This window comes from Marinilactibacillus sp. XAAS-LB27 (genome assembly GCF_036039175.1).
GTDB lineage: Bacteria > Bacillota > Bacilli > Lactobacillales > Carnobacteriaceae_A > Marinilactibacillus.
The window spans coordinates 1-15,003 of sequence record NZ_JAYXKP010000005.1 but is presented as its reverse complement, the minus strand read 5'-3'; the positions used below and the strand labels follow the sequence as shown (position 1 = coordinate 15,003).

Annotated in this window: 17 protein-coding genes; 12 read left to right on the top strand and 5 right to left on the bottom strand. The window is 36.4% G+C overall.

Features of this window, described 5'->3' with window-relative positions; all coding sequences use genetic code 11:
• Window positions 1-6: 6 nt before the first annotated feature.
• Window positions 7-639: a copper homeostasis protein CutC gene (locus VXN63_RS07480; protein WP_327757407.1), complete on the top strand. Its 633-nt coding sequence runs from the start codon at window positions 7-9 to the stop codon at window positions 637-639.
• A 198-nt stretch (window positions 640-837) separates the two neighbouring features.
• Here the strand turns inward: VXN63_RS07480 and VXN63_RS07475 are convergent, their stop codons facing one another.
• Window positions 838-978 carry a hypothetical protein gene (locus VXN63_RS07475; RefSeq protein WP_327757406.1) on the bottom strand — a complete coding sequence of 47 codons (141 nt, stop codon included), beginning with the start codon at window positions 976-978 and terminating at the stop codon, window positions 838-840.
• Between the two features lie 129 nt (window positions 979-1,107).
• Here VXN63_RS07475 and cls point away from each other — a divergent pair, with 129 nt between their 5' ends.
• From cls to VXN63_RS07450, 5 genes are all read left to right on the top strand, one after another.
• On the top strand, window positions 1,108-2,649 hold the full coding sequence (gene cls, locus VXN63_RS07470; RefSeq protein ID WP_327757405.1) for a cardiolipin synthase: 1,542 nt from the start codon (window positions 1,108-1,110) through the stop codon (window positions 2,647-2,649).
• 129 nt (window positions 2,650-2,778) lie between these two features.
• Entirely contained in the window at window positions 2,779-4,179 is a 1,401-nt protein-coding gene (locus VXN63_RS07465) for a bifunctional metallophosphatase/5'-nucleotidase (RefSeq protein ID WP_327757404.1), read from the top strand.
• On the top strand, window positions 4,176-4,892 hold the full coding sequence (locus VXN63_RS07460) for a YutD family protein (protein WP_327757403.1): 717 nt from the start codon (window positions 4,176-4,178) through the stop codon (window positions 4,890-4,892). The genes VXN63_RS07465 and VXN63_RS07460 overlap by 4 nt, the downstream gene beginning before the upstream one ends.
• Before the next feature lie 43 nt (window positions 4,893-4,935).
• Complete coding sequence (locus tag VXN63_RS07455; RefSeq protein WP_327757402.1) at window positions 4,936-5,718, top strand: TIGR01457 family HAD-type hydrolase; 783 nt, start codon at window positions 4,936-4,938, stop codon at window positions 5,716-5,718.
• The gene (locus tag VXN63_RS07450; RefSeq protein ID WP_327757401.1) at window positions 5,715-6,344 is read left to right on the top strand and encodes a TIGR01906 family membrane protein; all 630 of its coding nucleotides are present in this window, start codon (window positions 5,715-5,717) and stop codon (window positions 6,342-6,344) included. Before VXN63_RS07455 ends, VXN63_RS07450 begins: the two co-directional genes overlap by 4 nt.
• A gap of 38 nt (window positions 6,345-6,382) precedes the next feature.
• Here VXN63_RS07450 and VXN63_RS07445 read toward each other — a convergent pair whose 3' ends face one another.
• The 3 genes from VXN63_RS07445 to VXN63_RS07435 are packed head-to-tail and all read right to left on the bottom strand — an operon-like array spanning window position 6,383 to window position 8,472.
• Window positions 6,383-6,892, bottom strand: a complete 510-nt coding sequence (locus VXN63_RS07445) for a phosphatidylglycerophosphatase A family protein (protein WP_327757400.1) — start codon at window positions 6,890-6,892, stop codon at window positions 6,383-6,385.
• Window positions 6,893-6,924: 32 nt separating this feature from the next.
• Complete coding sequence (locus VXN63_RS07440) at window positions 6,925-7,926, bottom strand: NAD(P)/FAD-dependent oxidoreductase (RefSeq protein ID WP_327757399.1); 1,002 nt, start codon at window positions 7,924-7,926, stop codon at window positions 6,925-6,927.
• A 54-nt stretch (window positions 7,927-7,980) separates the two neighbouring features.
• Entirely contained in the window at window positions 7,981-8,472 is a 492-nt protein-coding gene (locus VXN63_RS07435) for a divergent PAP2 family protein (RefSeq protein ID WP_327757398.1), read from the bottom strand.
• A gap of 280 nt (window positions 8,473-8,752) precedes the next feature.
• On the opposite strand from VXN63_RS07435, the gene VXN63_RS07430 reads away from it, so the two are divergent.
• Entirely contained in the window at window positions 8,753-9,343 is a 591-nt protein-coding gene (locus VXN63_RS07430) for a peptidylprolyl isomerase (RefSeq protein ID WP_327757397.1), read from the top strand.
• Window positions 9,344-9,421: 78 nt separating this feature from the next.
• Window positions 9,422-10,282 carry an ROK family protein gene (locus VXN63_RS07425; protein ID WP_327757396.1) on the top strand — a complete coding sequence of 287 codons (861 nt, stop codon included), beginning with the start codon at window positions 9,422-9,424 and terminating at the stop codon, window positions 10,280-10,282.
• Between the two features lie 82 nt (window positions 10,283-10,364).
• Here the strand turns inward: VXN63_RS07425 and VXN63_RS07420 are convergent, their stop codons facing one another.
• On the bottom strand, window positions 10,365-11,543 hold the full coding sequence (locus VXN63_RS07420; RefSeq protein WP_327757395.1) for a MalY/PatB family protein: 1,179 nt from the start codon (window positions 11,541-11,543) through the stop codon (window positions 10,365-10,367).
• Between the two features lie 190 nt (window positions 11,544-11,733).
• Between VXN63_RS07420 and VXN63_RS07415 the strand changes: the two genes are divergently transcribed.
• The 4 genes from VXN63_RS07415 (at window position 11,734) to VXN63_RS07400 (ending at window position 14,688) form a co-directional block, all read left to right on the top strand.
• Window positions 11,734-12,117, top strand: coding sequence for a CvfD/Ygs/GSP13 family RNA-binding post-transcriptional regulator (locus VXN63_RS07415; protein WP_327757394.1), 384 nt, complete (start codon window positions 11,734-11,736; stop codon window positions 12,115-12,117).
• A gap of 99 nt (window positions 12,118-12,216) precedes the next feature.
• Entirely contained in the window at window positions 12,217-12,609 is a 393-nt protein-coding gene (locus tag VXN63_RS07410) for an NUDIX domain-containing protein (RefSeq protein WP_327757393.1), read from the top strand.
• A gap of 108 nt (window positions 12,610-12,717) precedes the next feature.
• The gene (locus tag VXN63_RS07405) at window positions 12,718-14,067 is read left to right on the top strand and encodes a glucose-6-phosphate isomerase (RefSeq protein ID WP_327757392.1); all 1,350 of its coding nucleotides are present in this window, start codon (window positions 12,718-12,720) and stop codon (window positions 14,065-14,067) included.
• A gap of 96 nt (window positions 14,068-14,163) precedes the next feature.
• The gene (locus VXN63_RS07400; protein WP_327757391.1) at window positions 14,164-14,688 is read left to right on the top strand and encodes a GNAT family N-acetyltransferase; all 525 of its coding nucleotides are present in this window, start codon (window positions 14,164-14,166) and stop codon (window positions 14,686-14,688) included.
• Window positions 14,689-15,003 lie beyond the last annotated feature (315 nt).

Genomic DNA, 15,003 nt, shown 5'->3' with positions numbered 1-15,003 from the left:
ATTAATATGATAAAAGAATTCTGTGCAGAAAACTTCACTCAAATTCCATTAGCGATTGAGAATGGGGCTAATCGAATCGAACTTTGTGATAACTTATCAGTTGGGGGAACAACGCCTTCTTATGGTGTAATTAAAAATACAATAGAGTATTGCAAGGACTATTCTGTTCCAATCATGACAATGATCCGCCCAAGAGGAGGCGACTTTGAGTATTCGATACAAGAAGGCATTATTATGGAAAATGATATTGAACAAGCGATTGAACTCGGAACAGATGGAGTCGTTTTAGGATGTCTAACATCTGAGAACAAAATCGATCGTGTATTAATGGAAACGTTATTGAAAAAATGTAAGCATGTAGAGGTAACCTTTCATATGGCCTTTGATGAAATTGCAAAAGAAGATCAGTTTGATGAAATGGAGTGGTTGATTCATCATCATGTGACACGTATTTTAACACATGGGGGATCGGCAGGAGATATCTTCCATAATCAGGACAGGTTAAACGAACTGATTAGCCACGCGAAAGGTAGAATAGAAATTCTTCCCGGTGGTGGAGTGACGCATGAGAATGTGACCGAACTTGCACAAAAAATTAACACAGATCAATTTCATGGTACAAAAATCGTTGATTATTGACTATAAAAAGTCATCTTCCTTCTGAAAAATAGAAGGAAGATGACTTTTTTGAATCTGTTATGCAAAATGGTCTGACCACAATGGCTTAAGTGTTGCGGCACGGAACAAAAATTGACCGATCGTTACTAAACGTAGAAGAGAAAAAGGTACAAAGAATAAAATAGATTCTCTTACAATATCTATTGAAGCAATATGCCATTAAACAAGTACAGTCCCTACAGTCACTGGTCCATTGAAAAAGAACATGGCTAACGGTTTATGATTGAATTTGCTGATCAGTTTCATAGAAAATAAAAGACCAAACATCATTAAAGCGGTATAATCCAAAACACTAATCATGGATAAGAGCGCTAATAATTTACTATGTTTATGAGGATTCATCGAATAATAGAGTTTAAAAACATTCGTGACAAAAGAGCTTGAAAAGAGCATACTGATAGGTAAAGATCACACAAAGGAATGACAGCTATGATACATAAATGGATGGTTCAAATTTTTAGAAGAAGAGTTCTATTAGCGATTTTAATTATTGTACAGTTTAGCATATTTGCCTATATGGTCAATCAATCAGTTGCCTATTCCATTGTCATAGAGTCTTTGTTTACACTTTTATCTATTATCATTGCCTTACATGTAGTTGGAAAAAAAGGAAAAGAAGCGTATAAAATCACTTGGATCTTGCAAGTGTTGATTTTCCCTGTATTTGGAGCACTTTTTTACCTTATGTTCAATCGACAGACAAAAACAAAGAAACTTCAAAAAAAACTCAAACAAGTGTATCAATTTCATAGACCATATTTATTGACCGAACCAGATAATCTAGCTCAAGCTTCAAAAATATACCCTGAATATGCGGCTCAAATGTATTATCTACAAGAAACGATGGGGTTCCCCGTGTATACTCAGACAAACGTTGAGTATTATTCTATTGGGGAAGACTATTTCCAAGCTATACTCCAAACCCTTTCAGAGGCGAAAAAGTATATCTTCTTTGAGTTTTTTATCGTCTCTGAAGGGAAAATGTGGAGAGAAATAAAGGGGATTCTGATTCAAAAAGCTGCAGAGGGTGTTGAAGTTAGAGTGATGTTTGACGATATTGGTAGCTTTGTCACTTTACCTAGAGATACTAAAGCAGAACTTGAAAATTATGGAATTCAGTGTAGAGTGTACAACCCTTTTCACCCTGTGATTACCTCAGCGCAGAACAATAGAGATCATAGGAAAATCCTCTCTATAGATGGAACGATTGCTTTTACTGGTGGAGTGAATATTGCGGATGAGTATATTAATGAAATCGAAAGATTCGGACACTGGAAAGATACTGGTATTAAAATGACCGGACCAGCTGCGTGGGGCCAGACGTTGATTTTCTTACAACTCTGGCAGACGATGGATCAGGAGTTATCCGCAAAAGATATGAAGCACCTTCTACCAGAATTTGAAACTGCTGCAACTTTACCAAAGCTTGGATTTGTACAACCTTACGCAGATAGTCCAACTGACACACAAAATGTGGGGGAGCATGTTTTCGTTAAGATGATCCATCAAGCTAAAAAAAGTATTTTGATTTATACACCATATCTCATTTTAGATGAAAACTTGGAAATGGCTCTTACATTAGCTGCCCAAAGCGGTCTGAAAGTTCAAATCATCATGCCTAAAAAGTGGGATAAGTATCTTGTTCACATGACGAGTCGATCTTATTACAGAGATCTTATAGAAGCCGGTGTGGAAGTTTACGAATACACAAAAGGCTTTATGCACGCCAAATCAATTATTGTAGATGATGAAACGGCAGTTATTGGTACAATCAATTTTGATTATAGAAGTCTCTACTTGCACTTCGAAAACGCTGTGGTTTTATATGGTGTTCCAGAAATCGATGCAATGCTAAAAGATTTTGAACAAACAATAACGTTCAGCGAAAAAATCTTATTGAGTGAACTTTCTCAATCTTTAGCTACAAGACTTGCTCAAAGAACTTTAAGATTATTTGCTCCGCTCATGTGATTTCATTAAAATAGGGATAGTAGATTAAATGAACAAATGTTACTTTTAAAACAGAGTGAAAAGTCGATCAATGTTGAAGGTATTATTAACATTTTCAACGAATCTAAAGGATTGATGGAGGGTACGAACTTGGAAAAAATCACGATATACCATACGAATGATATACACTCTCATTTAGATACGTGGCCAAGAACTGCAGAGTTTCTTAGAAGCCAGCGTTCTTTGCATATGGGTCGCTCTGAAGATTGCTTTATCTTTGATATTGGAGATGCCTGTGACAGAGTTCACCCGTTAACTGAAGCAACAGAAGGTCGTTCTATGACCAGATTGTTAAATGAAGCTGAATATGATGCTGTTACAATTGGAAACAACGAAGGGATCGGTAGTACGAAAGATCAATTAGATCATTTATATGATCAAGCTAATTTTCAAATCTTATTATCGAACTTAAAAGACAAAGTAACTGGAAAAGCACCAGAATGGGCAAAGCCAATTAAAATTTATCGTACAAAGGAACAGACACGCATCGGTGTCATTGCCTGTACGATTCCATTAAGGGTCAGTTATGGGCCACTTGGATGGGATGTAGAAGATCCATTTGATAGCATTAGAGAAAAGTTGACTCAATATGATGATATGATTGATAATTGGATCTTGCTCAGTCACTTGGGGATAGATTACGACCGAAAAATTGCAGAAACATTTCCTTCATTAGATGTTATAATAGGAGCGCATACCCATCATCTATTACCAAATGGAGAACGGATCAATCATACTCTGTTGACTGGAGCAGGAAAATTTGGAGAACATATTGGCCAAATCGATTTGTACTTTGAACACCATACCGTTAAACTAGCAGAGGCAAAGGTTATCAATCTTCTGACTGATATAGAACCTGTTAAAAACGAAAAAGGCTTAGTTAAAGAATACATTCAATTCGGTCATGAACTATTGCAGGAACAGAAAATTGCAGAAATTCCGGAAAATTTTCTGGTAGACTGGAAATCATGCACAAATTTTGTGAAAATAGGAATGGATGCAATTAGTGATTATGCAGAGACAGAGACCGCTATATTAAACGCGGGTCTTTTCTTGCAGCCACTCATTGAAGGTAGTGTTACCAATGATGATTTACATCGCGCCTTGCCGCATCCTATGCGTGTGCTAAAATACAAGATGAGTGGGAAAGTATTCAAAAAGCTTCTCTTATCTATGGAAAGTGAGAAAGAAAGATTACAGACACTTCCAATCAAAGGACTCGGTTTCAGAGGAGAAGTTTTTGGTCAATTATGTTACAAAGGAATTGATATAATTGAAGGATCTAAAATCCTAATCAACGGAAAAGAAGTAGATGAAGAAAAAAGGTATACAGTCGCGTCCGTTGATCATTATTTATTTGTCCCTTTTTTTCCAGAAATTTCCAAAGAGTCAGAATACGAAGTCCTTTTCCCGCACTTTCTACGTAAAATAATAGGGAATTATTTAAAAAAACGTTATCCGATAAACAAAGAACAAGAAGGGGTCATATGAAAGATACGATAAGCAATGAAGAAGAAATCAAAGATGTGATTGAAGAACAACCTGAAGTTGAAAACAGTGTAGAGCTCTACCTAAAAGAAGACGATAAACTTGTGAAGAAAGTTGATCACGAAACATTATCACTTAATGGAGATGCCTATAAAATTGTAGAGAATTACCGAGAGGGTCTAGATCTTGAAATGCTAGAAGCGAGGTATAGTGATTTTTTAGAAAAGTATGACTATATCGTCGGTGATATTTCTTATGAAAAACTCAGATTAAGAGGGTTTTATTATTCCAAGAACAAGAAAGTTCCAATTGATATGAGAATTTCTAGTTTAAAGGACTATCTAACAGAGTATTGTAACTTTGGTTGTGCGTACTTTGTTCTTGAAAGAATGGAACCGAAAAGGAAACAAAAATCTCAACCTAAACGCAAAGGTAAACCAAGTACAAGTAAAAAAATAAATCAGAGTACTAAACAGACACACCCTAAGAAAGTCGATCAAGCTAAAAAACAAGAAGGAAAAGCAAATCCGAAAAAACGAGAGCCATTCAAAAAAGATCAGAATAAAAAAGCTTTTACCAAAAAGGATAGACAACAAACAAGTAACACCACAAATGCACAACCGAAAACGGAAGAAAACAAAGTGAAAACAGTTAAAAATCAAAAAGGCGAAACTAAATTTAAAATACGCCAAAAGAATAAAATAGATGCTCAGTAGTATTCAATATACGAAAATTTAAAAAAAGAGGTACGATTATATAATGGATGAAACTGTAAAAGAATATAAAGGCTATTTGATTGATTTGGATGGCACAATGTATAAGGGGGATGAACCAATTGTTGAAGCCCCGGCATTTATTGAACGTCTAAGATCAGCTGGGAAACAGTTTCTTTTTGTAACGAATAATTCTACAAGTAGCCCTGAAGACGTAGCGATCAAGCTTAAGAATCGGTTTGATATAGAAGCGTACGAAAACGAAATTTATACAAGTTCTCTTGCAACAGCTGATTACTTGAAGACGCTTGGAGGAAACTCAGTGTATGTAGTCGGTGAAAAAGGACTGCAACAAGCACTAGAACAAGCAGGCTTTGTGGTGGATGAAGATAAACCTGACCATGTCGTTGTTGGATTAGATCGAGCATTGACTTACGAAAAATGTGAGAAAGCAACACTAGCGATTCAAAAAGGTGCCAATTTTGTAGCTACAAATAAAGATACAAATCTTCCCACTGAAAGAGGGATGGTTCCAGGTGCTGGTTCACTTGTAGCTTTGATTGAAAAGGCCACTAGAGTAACGCCTACATTTGTTGGTAAACCAGAATCAATCATTATGGACGAAGCACTGAAAAGAATCGGTTTAACGAAAAGTGAAGTGCTTATGGTAGGGGATAATTACGAAACAGATATCTTAGCGGGCATCAATAATGCTATCGATACGTTGCTAGTCTATACAGGTTTTACAAAAGAGGCAGATCTAGCGAATGTGAAAAAACAACCAACCTATACCGTTCAAACATTGGATGAATGGGACATCACTAAATGAGTCGATTTAAAGAGAGTATCGGCATAATGAGTTTGATATTACTGATTGTATCAACAGCCATTGCGATCACAATATGGTTTATTCCGTTATATCAGCTTGCCATTCATAATTATGATTTGCCGGAACGTTTAGGACTAACTTATGACCAATTGATGAACAACTATTATGTATTGTTGAGATACTTGCATTTTCCATGGATCACTGAATTGAACTTTCCAGATTTTATCAGTTCAGAAGATGGGCTATTCCACTTTTACGAGGTCAAACGACTGTTTTATGTCAATTATGGCGTTCTTTTCATTTCAGGGATTGCAACCTATTTTTATGTTCGCTTCTTAAGAAAGACGAAACGTTACTGGGTATTAATTAAACCGTTTTTTATAGCGAGTTTGTTACCCCCTGTATTGTTGATGTTCTTAGTAGTTGCATTTGATCAAATGTTTGTATTATTCCATCAACTCTTTTTCGATAATGATGCCTGGCTGTTCAATCCGGTAACGGATCCGATTATTAACGCTTTACCTGAAGCATTTTTTATGTATTGTTTTATTTTATTTTTCTTATTGATTGAAGGATCCTTCATTATAGGATATCAAATGAGTAAAAGAAAAGCGTTCAAAGATTAAAAAAAATCCCTGATGACTATAGTCATCGGGGATTTTGCTTATTTCATGATATCTGAAATGCCAGGATTTGCATGTGCTAAACGACTGGCTGCAGCAGCAGCAATCGCTCCAACAATATCGTCTAAGAAAGTATGCGTTTCTCCTGAATTTTCATGATCATCTAATTTACCAATCAGATTTGGTTTTGTTTTATCTAAATAACCATAGTTTGTGAAACCAATCGACCCATAGACATTGACGATAGAAAGAGCTAGAATTTCATCAATCCCGTAAAGTCCTTCATCTTCTTGAATGATTTCTTGAAGAGGACTAGACAGTTTACCTTGCTCGCATAAAACGTCTAATTCGATTCCAGTTAGAATAGTATTTTGGACTTCTCGTTTCTTGATGACGGATCGTACATTCTCCTCACATAGTTCCATTGAAATATCTGAGATATAAGGCTTTTGTAAGTCATAAACGAGTTCAGCAATTTCCTCTAATGTAACGCCTCGTTCTTCTAAACGCTGTAAAGCGACTTTGTGTAATTTTGAACTGGGTTGTACCATAATAAATATCCTCCTCAGAATGAATAAATTAGTTATTCGTCAAATGATAAGTTCGTACTTTGATAAGGTTGAGCATGTTCTTTTGGATGAAGAAAGTGGACAGCGTGGTTTACTGCAGTGGGTGCTTCTCCAAAACCTGTAGCAATCAGTTTGATTTTACCGTCATACGTACTGATATCGCCCGCAGCATAAATGCCTTCGATAGAAGTTTCCATTTTCGGGTTCACGATAATTTCATTTTTATCTAAGGCTATATTCCAGTTTTTCAAAGGACCAATAGAAGAGCTGAATCCGTAATTCACCACGAAATAATCTAAATTAATTTCTGTTAATCCTTCACCTTTAGCTTCTTTAAATACAACAGATGAAAGGTTTCCGTCTTGTCCAATTAATTTGTGCGGAACATAGGGCGTTAATAATTCTATTGAAGATTGTTTCACTTGTTCTACAGTTGCTTCATGTGCTCTGAACTTGTTTCTTCTGTGAATAAGGTAAACTTTCTTAGCTATAGGCTCAAGCGTTAATGCCCAGTCTACTGCTGAGTCGCCACCACCACATATCGCGACAGTTTTATCTTTATACTGCTCAAGATGATTTACAATATAGTGTAATGACTTGTCTTCAAAGCTCTCTGCGTTTTCAAGCATCAACTTTCTAGGTTTGAAAGCACCTTGTCCAGTTGTGATAATAATAGTTCGAGAGTAATGAACGCCTTTATTTGTTGTAAGCTCAAACACGCCTTCATCATTTTTTTGAATGGTTTGTACTTGTTCTTCCATACATAGAGCCTGATCAAACAACTGCATTTGAGCGGTTAGTTGCTTGATTAGTTCTTTACCTGTAACAGCTGCGTAACCACCAATATCATATATCGTTTTGTCGGGGTAAAGTAAGGAAACTTGTCCCCCGAGCACTGGTAATGTCTCAATGACTTTTGTTTTCACATTTCTCATTCCAGCATAGAATGCCGAGAACATACCGATGGGACCACCACCTATGATTGTAACATCATATAATTCATTTTCACTTGCCACTTAAAATCCTCCAATAAAGTAAACAATTCATTCATTTATTTTGCGCGTATTCAATCAATAAAGAAAGCTGATTAGTATTGCAATAAGAATACCAGACAGAATACCAAAAAACACTTCAATAGGTTTATGTCCCAAAAATTCTTTTGACTGTCTATTTTCATCGATCATTTCCTTGACGCTCTTAGTACCATCTTGACTGATGGCAATAATTGTCTTTCTAAGATTCTCAAAGTCAGCAATCAATTCGTTTATTAATATACCGTGTTCTCCGCTTTGTCTACGAACGCCCATCGAATCAAAAATAACGATAACACCAAAAGTGGCAGCAATCGCAACTAGTGGAGATCCATAACCCTGTTCAATGATTAATCCTGTAATCAATGCGGTAACTCCAGCAGAATGTGAGCTAGGCATACCTCCTGTAGACGTTGCAAGTGCAAAAGATGTAGGACGTCCTAGTAAAAAAGCTACTGGGATTTTAATGATTTGAGTAATAAAGATTGCACATAAAGCAGCAATCAATGGGTAGTTGTCAAACAGTGTCATAAGAAATCTTCCTTTACTATAGATACAAATCTAGTATTTATCATAACATGAATAATGTACTTATTTGTAGAAAAGTTTACCTTTTGAAAAGCATAATTATTAAGAGGGAAAAAGTGTCATCTATATACCGGGTTCACCATTAAACTCTATAAAATCCTTAAAAGCAGCCGAAGTTTTTAAGGATATCTGTCTTTAAAAAAGCGTAATAAAGTAAAAGGTATTGGAAAAATCTTTGATCTATTGTAAACTAATAATGATCTTATGAAGGAGGAATTTAAACATGAGCCAATATCCACAATTATCAGAACTTAAAGAAGATGCGGTAACAGCAACTTTGAAAACGAACAAAGGAGACATTGTTGTACAATTATTTCCTGAACATGCACCTAAAACAGTAGAGAATTTTACTGGATTAGCTGAAAAAGGATATTACGATGGTGTTATTTTCCACAGAGTTATCCCGAATTTTATGATTCAAGGCGGAGACCCAACAGGAAGCGGTATGGGCGGAGAAAGTCTATGGGGCGGTAATTTTGAAGATGAGTTTTCATCGGATCTCTTCAACCTTAAAGGTGCTTTGTCTATGGCAAACGCTGGACCTGGAACGAATTCGAGTCAATTCTTTATTGTAACGATGTCTGATTTACCAGAACAAATGATACCTCAACTTGAGCAAGCTGGATTCCCTGAAGAAGTGATCGAAGCTTATAAAGAAAAGGGTGGAACACCATGGCTTGATCAAAAACACACTGTTTTTGGACACGTTGTTAAAGGATTAGATGTAGCAGAAGAGATTCAAAGTGTAGATCGTAATGCTATGGACAAACCTACTCAAGATGTAACGATTCAATCTATCGAAATTAATAGATAATAAACAGATGAAAAATCGGAGGTAGAGCCAAAGTGCTTTGCCTCTAATTTTACATATTAAAGCATAGGAGTGTTAGAAATGTTAGGAGCTATCGAAGCTGGAGGAACTAAATTTGTATGCGCTATCAGTGATGAAGCGTTGACGATTAAAGAACGTATAACGATTCCAACAACTACGCCAGAGGAAACATTGGGAAAAGTCTTTGAGTTTTTCGATCAATTCGAATTAGACTCGATGGGGATTGGTTCTTTTGGTCCTATAGGTGTAAACAAAGATACTGAGTCATACGGTTACGTTACAACGACCCCAAAAACGGCCTGGAAACATACAGATTTTCTGGGGAAAGTTAAAGAACGGTACAATATTCCAGTGGGCTGGACGACGGACGTTAATGCTGCAGCATTAGGTGAGCTAGAAAGAGGCGCAGCAAAAGGAAAGTCATCTTGTATTTATTTGACGGTGGGCACAGGTATTGGCGGAGGAGCTGTAGTTGATGGTAAGCCTCTAGAAGGGTTTGGTCATCCAGAGATGGGCCACGTACTTGTTAAAATGCATCCCGATGATACATTCGAAGGGGTATGCCCTTATCATAAAAACTGTCTTGAAGGATTGGCAGCAGGACCAGCTATTGAAAAGCGTTATGGAAAAAAAGCGCAAGAGTTAACGGATCGTAAAGAGGTTTGGGAAATCGAAGCCTTTTATCTTGCTCAAGCACTTATGAATTACACATTGATTTTGAGTCCTGAAAAAATTATTCTAGGCGGAGGGGTTATGAAGCAGAAGCAGCTCTTTCCTCTTATTCGAAATGAATTTCAGACGTTACTAAATGGTTATGTTGAAACCCCTGACTTAGACACGTACATTATCTCTCCAGAATTAGGGGATGATGCCGGGATAACAGGAAGTCTACTATTAGCGCTTAAAGAACTAGAAAAATAAGAAAACAATCTTGATGAAAGTGCCGCTGGCCTAGTATGTAGTATACATACGACCAGCGGCACTTTTTTGAAATGATTTACAATTAACGAACCGATTCAAAAACAGCTTTAATTCTATTCAGTCCATCCAAGAGAACGGATTTTGGACAGGCAAAATTCAGGCGCATAAATTGTCCGCTAGATTCTCCGTAAGCTTGTCCATCGTTTAAAGCAATATCTCCAATATCTACAAAAGTTTGTTTCAGTCGCATGCTATCGATATTTAAAATAGAAGCATCAAACCAAAATAAATAAGTAGATTCGGGTTTCATATAAAATACATCTGGAAGTTCTTTGTCAAAAAAGTCCATCACGATTTGTCGATTTTCTTCAAGATAAGTTAGTAGAGCTTTTTGCCAGTCTTCGCTTTTTGAAAACGCAGCATCCGTAGCCGTCATACCAAAGGTAGAAACGCCACCTTGCTCTGTCTGGGACTGAACAAATTGTAATTTATTTTTTATTTCTTCATTATATACAATATAAAAAGCCAATTTAGTACCGGCAAGATTAAATGTCTTTGTAGCAGAATGAAGCGTAACGACCCACTCTTTGTACTGATCATCTAAGGTAACCGGAGAATATACGGTTGAGTCAGAATACACCAAATCGCTGTGTATCTCGTCACTAACTAAGACTACTTGATATTTTACGCATAATGCCGTTAATTCAAGAAGTTCTTCTTTTGACCAAACTCTACCGCCAGGGTTATGGGGATTACTTAATAAAAACAATTTTATAGAGTGCGCTTTAAATGTTTCTTCTATATTTTGTAAATCCATCTTGTATTGTCCGTCTTCAATGAGAAGGGGAGAACGATAGAGTGTTCTACCATTATGTTCAACGATAGATGAAAAAGGCGTATAAACAGGATCGTGGATCATCACACCTTCTTTAGGAAAAGTCAATGCTTGAACACAAACCCCTAAAGCACCGACAACTCCTGGAGCGAACAATAGATTTTCTTCTGAAATCTTCATCTGATGTCTACTTTTCTGCCACTCAGCAATCGATTTTACTAAGTGTTTAGAAGGAAGTGAATAACCTAATATTGAGTGGTCAATGAGTTCGTGCAAAGCTTGCTTGATTGAATTAGGATGATCAAAGTCCATATCCGCTACCCACATTGGTAAAGCTGTTTCCGATCCAAAGAACGCTTTGCGAGCATCCCATTTCACACTGTTGGTTCCTTCTCTATTGATTATTTTGTCGAAATCGTTTTCCATTTTTAATCATCTTTTACGCCTTTTTTATAGTATAACGTGGTTTACTAGTGAATTCTACTGACGATTGATACGGTCTCTTAAATGTAATAGGAATAACAGATAACACCATAGTTTCCCTAACTAATTCATTCATGATATACTATTTAAGATAAATTAGAAAATACTCCATGAAAGATTGAGAGGTGAATTCATGGGATACAAAATTGGAGACCGTGTGCGAGGGAATGTCACAGGTATACAACCGTATGGAGTATTTGTTGCATTAGATGATGAAACACAAGGACTCGTGCATATTTCCGAACTTAAGCATGGTTTTATAAAAGAAATCGAAGATATCGTGACGATCGGAGATGCTGTAGAGGTTGTCGTAATGGACATTGACGAATACAGTAAAAAAATCAGTTTATCCATGCGGGGACTGAATACACCAAAATATCATCCTTTTTCGAACAAAAAAAAGAACCCAAGATATGGGCGGCGATCAGGGACAGAGTTTGAGTCTATTCGAAGAAAATTCCCCAACTGGATTGATGAAGCACTTCGAGAAATTGAAGAAGGCGAACACCTAGACTAATCTAAGTAAATAAATTGTATCAATAGAGTTAAGTGGTTGAGTGAATCGGTTATAAGAAGTTGAACCAGGATATCTGGTCAGATCACGTGAGGTGTAAAATTGATAGCAAAAAATCATTATGTAGCATGTACGGTTTTGGTTAAAGATGAAGATGATAGGTATGTATTCTTGGTTAAAAAGGAATCGGAAGGTTTTTCGTTTCCAGCAACAGAAGTCAAGCCTAAGAAAACGGCGCTTGCTTGTATTATAGAAAGAATGAAAGAAGTACTTTCTATTGATGTAGAAAAATTAGAATTGAACGAATTGACGAATGCGATCGTTCAAGATAACCGTGTACCCTTATTTGTATTCACGTATGAAGATGAATCAGTGAAGAGTCCGCTAGAACTACTAACAGACGATAATGAATTAACCTGGGAACATTCAGAGAAAATAACGAAGACACTCGAAGATTGGGAAATTTCAGGTGTTCCACAATTTCTACTAATTTGATCAGATTAAACCAACAAGAGGTTCTTTCACGTTCCTCTTGTTTTTTGTATGGTAAATCCTTTAAAATATAAACTGAACGATATCATAAATATGGAGGTTGGAACTCGAATGGGTCATATTTCATTTGATTATTCAAAAGTATTAAATCGTTTCATAGGTAAAGAAGAATTAGATAATATGCAAGCACAAGTAACAACAGCTCACGATACAGTAAGAAACGGTACAGGAGCAGGAAGCGACTTTCTAGGCTGGGTTAATTTACCTACTGAATATGACAAAGACGAATTTGCTCGTATTCAAAAAGCAGCTGAAAAAATCAAATCTAATTCAGAAATCTTGATTGTAATTGGGATTGGCGGCTCGTATTTAGGCGCTAAAGCTGCGATTGATTTCTTAAGTCATTCTTTTTACAATGAATTAAGTGCAGATAAAAGAGATACTCCACAAATCTTTTTTGCTGGGAACAGTATCAGTTCAACCTATCTTTCTGACTTAATTGAATTAATTGGAGATAAAGACTTTTCAGTTAATGTTATCTCTAAATCAGGGACGACAACTGAACCTGCATTAGCATTTAGAGTATTCAAGAATTTACTTATCGAAAAATACGGTAAGGAAGAAGCTAAATCTCGTATTTTTGCAACAACGGACAAAGAAAAAGGTGCACTTAAATCACTTGCGGATACCGAAGGTTACGAAACTTTTGTTATTCCTGACGATGTTGGTGGACGTTTCTCAGTGTTGACTGCGGTTGGTCTATTACCTATTGCTGTAAGCGGTGGTAACCTAGATGAACTAATGAATGGTGCTGCAGACGCTGCGAGCTTGTATACAGATACGGACTTATCCAATAATGAAGCTTACCAATACGCTGCGTTAAGAAACGTTCTTTACCGCAAAGGGTACTCTACAGAATTGTTGATCAATTATGAGCCAAACTTACAGTACTTCTCAGAGTGGTGGAAACAGTTATTTGGAGAATCTGAAGGGAAAGACCAACGTGGTATTTATCCTTCAAGCGCAAACTTCTCAACTGATTTACACTCTCTTGGACAGTATATTCAAGAAGGTAGACGTAATTTGTTTGAAACAGTCATCAAAGTGGATAACCCTGCCAAAACGATCGATATTCCATCAGAGTCAGAAGACCTTGACGGATTAGGGTACCTAGAAGGAAAAGATGTTGACTTTGTTAACACTAAAGCTTTCCAGGGAACACTATTAGCACATACAGATGGAGATGTACCGAACTTTGTAGTAACCATTCCAGACAATAGTGCGTATACTTTAGGGTATCTATTCTATTACTTTGAAATAGCTGTTGCGATTTCGGGCTATCTAAATAGCGTCAATCCATTTGATCAGCCAGGTGTAGAAGCGTATAAGAAAAACATGTTTGCTCTTTTAGGTAAACCTGGTTTTGAAGATTTAGCAAATGAATTGAATAACCGTCTATAAGAGTGATTCACAAAATCATTTAGAGAAATCTCCTGCGGATTCATATCTGCAGGGGGTTTTTATCTATTCAAATAGATAAACTGGAGGAGAACGGGTATGGAGAAACAGTTAAAAAGTGTAGTAGCAACTAGTTCAGATTATGAAAAAGTATTCAACACACTTTTGGATACAGCAAAATGGCTGAATAAAAAAGGTTCAGACCAGTGGGGAGATTTACTCTTAGGAAAGGACGTCCATAGAACAGATAGAGCTATTCAAAATCAAAACGTCTATATGGCATATTCAAAAGAAAACTACTTAGGTGTTTTCATATTACTTGAAACTCAAAGTTCCTGGGACGCTGAGTTATGGGGAAAAGACTCTGGAATCCATATAACTTACTTACATAGAGTAGCCTTAGCAGAGGAAGCTCATGGAAGTGGAAACGGAGAATTACTATTAAGAGTAGCGATGAATAGAGCTGTTAAAAACGATAACCGAGTAATCAGACTTGACTGCATAGCGGACAACCACTATTTGAATCAATTTTATAAAAATGCAGGATTCGTTTTAGTCGAAACTGACAAGGAAGTTAGATCCAATAGTCAGTCGAAATTTAATTTATATGAAAAAGCCTTTTAAATAAAGCTTATCGAGCGAAAAGGAGCACTATCAAAAATATAAATAGAAGTTTATGATACTTTTCTATTGACCAGAATTCCATATCATGATAAAGTATATCTTGTCGCTTGTGAGAGACGATCGAGTCGAAAAAACAAATTCAAATTTGTTCTTGACACCGAATGTCACAAGATGATATACTACTATAAGTCGAGCGAGTTAACGCTTCCAACGTAATGTTATCAAGGGTTAACGAAAAAAACAATTTTTAAAAGTTGTTGACATCGTAACGACAACATGGTATGATATATGAGTTGCTGTTAAAACAACAACGAC

Coding starts and splice junctions, on each gene's coding strand:
- VXN63_RS07480 (WP_327757407.1), top strand. CDS start 7: ATGATAAAAGAATTCTGTGCAGAAAACTTCACTCAAATTCCATTAGCG.
- VXN63_RS07475 (WP_327757406.1), bottom strand. CDS start 978: ATGATTAGTGTTTTGGATTATACCGCTTTAATGATGTTTGGTCTTTTA.
- cls (WP_327757405.1), top strand. CDS start 1,108: ATGATACATAAATGGATGGTTCAAATTTTTAGAAGAAGAGTTCTATTA.
- VXN63_RS07460 (WP_327757403.1), top strand. CDS start 4,176: ATGAAAGATACGATAAGCAATGAAGAAGAAATCAAAGATGTGATTGAA.
- VXN63_RS07455 (WP_327757402.1), top strand. CDS start 4,936: ATGGATGAAACTGTAAAAGAATATAAAGGCTATTTGATTGATTTGGAT.
- VXN63_RS07450 (WP_327757401.1), top strand. CDS start 5,715: ATGAGTCGATTTAAAGAGAGTATCGGCATAATGAGTTTGATATTACTG.
- VXN63_RS07445 (WP_327757400.1), bottom strand. CDS start 6,892: ATGGTACAACCCAGTTCAAAATTACACAAAGTCGCTTTACAGCGTTTA.
- VXN63_RS07435 (WP_327757398.1), bottom strand. CDS start 8,472: ATGACACTGTTTGACAACTACCCATTGATTGCTGCTTTATGTGCAATC.
- VXN63_RS07430 (WP_327757397.1), top strand. CDS start 8,753: ATGAGCCAATATCCACAATTATCAGAACTTAAAGAAGATGCGGTAACA.
- VXN63_RS07425 (WP_327757396.1), top strand. CDS start 9,422: ATGTTAGGAGCTATCGAAGCTGGAGGAACTAAATTTGTATGCGCTATC.
- VXN63_RS07420 (WP_327757395.1), bottom strand. CDS start 11,543: ATGGAAAACGATTTCGACAAAATAATCAATAGAGAAGGAACCAACAGT.
- VXN63_RS07415 (WP_327757394.1), top strand. CDS start 11,734: ATGGGATACAAAATTGGAGACCGTGTGCGAGGGAATGTCACAGGTATA.
- VXN63_RS07405 (WP_327757392.1), top strand. CDS start 12,718: ATGGGTCATATTTCATTTGATTATTCAAAAGTATTAAATCGTTTCATA.
- VXN63_RS07400 (WP_327757391.1), top strand. CDS start 14,164: ATGGAGAAACAGTTAAAAAGTGTAGTAGCAACTAGTTCAGATTATGAA.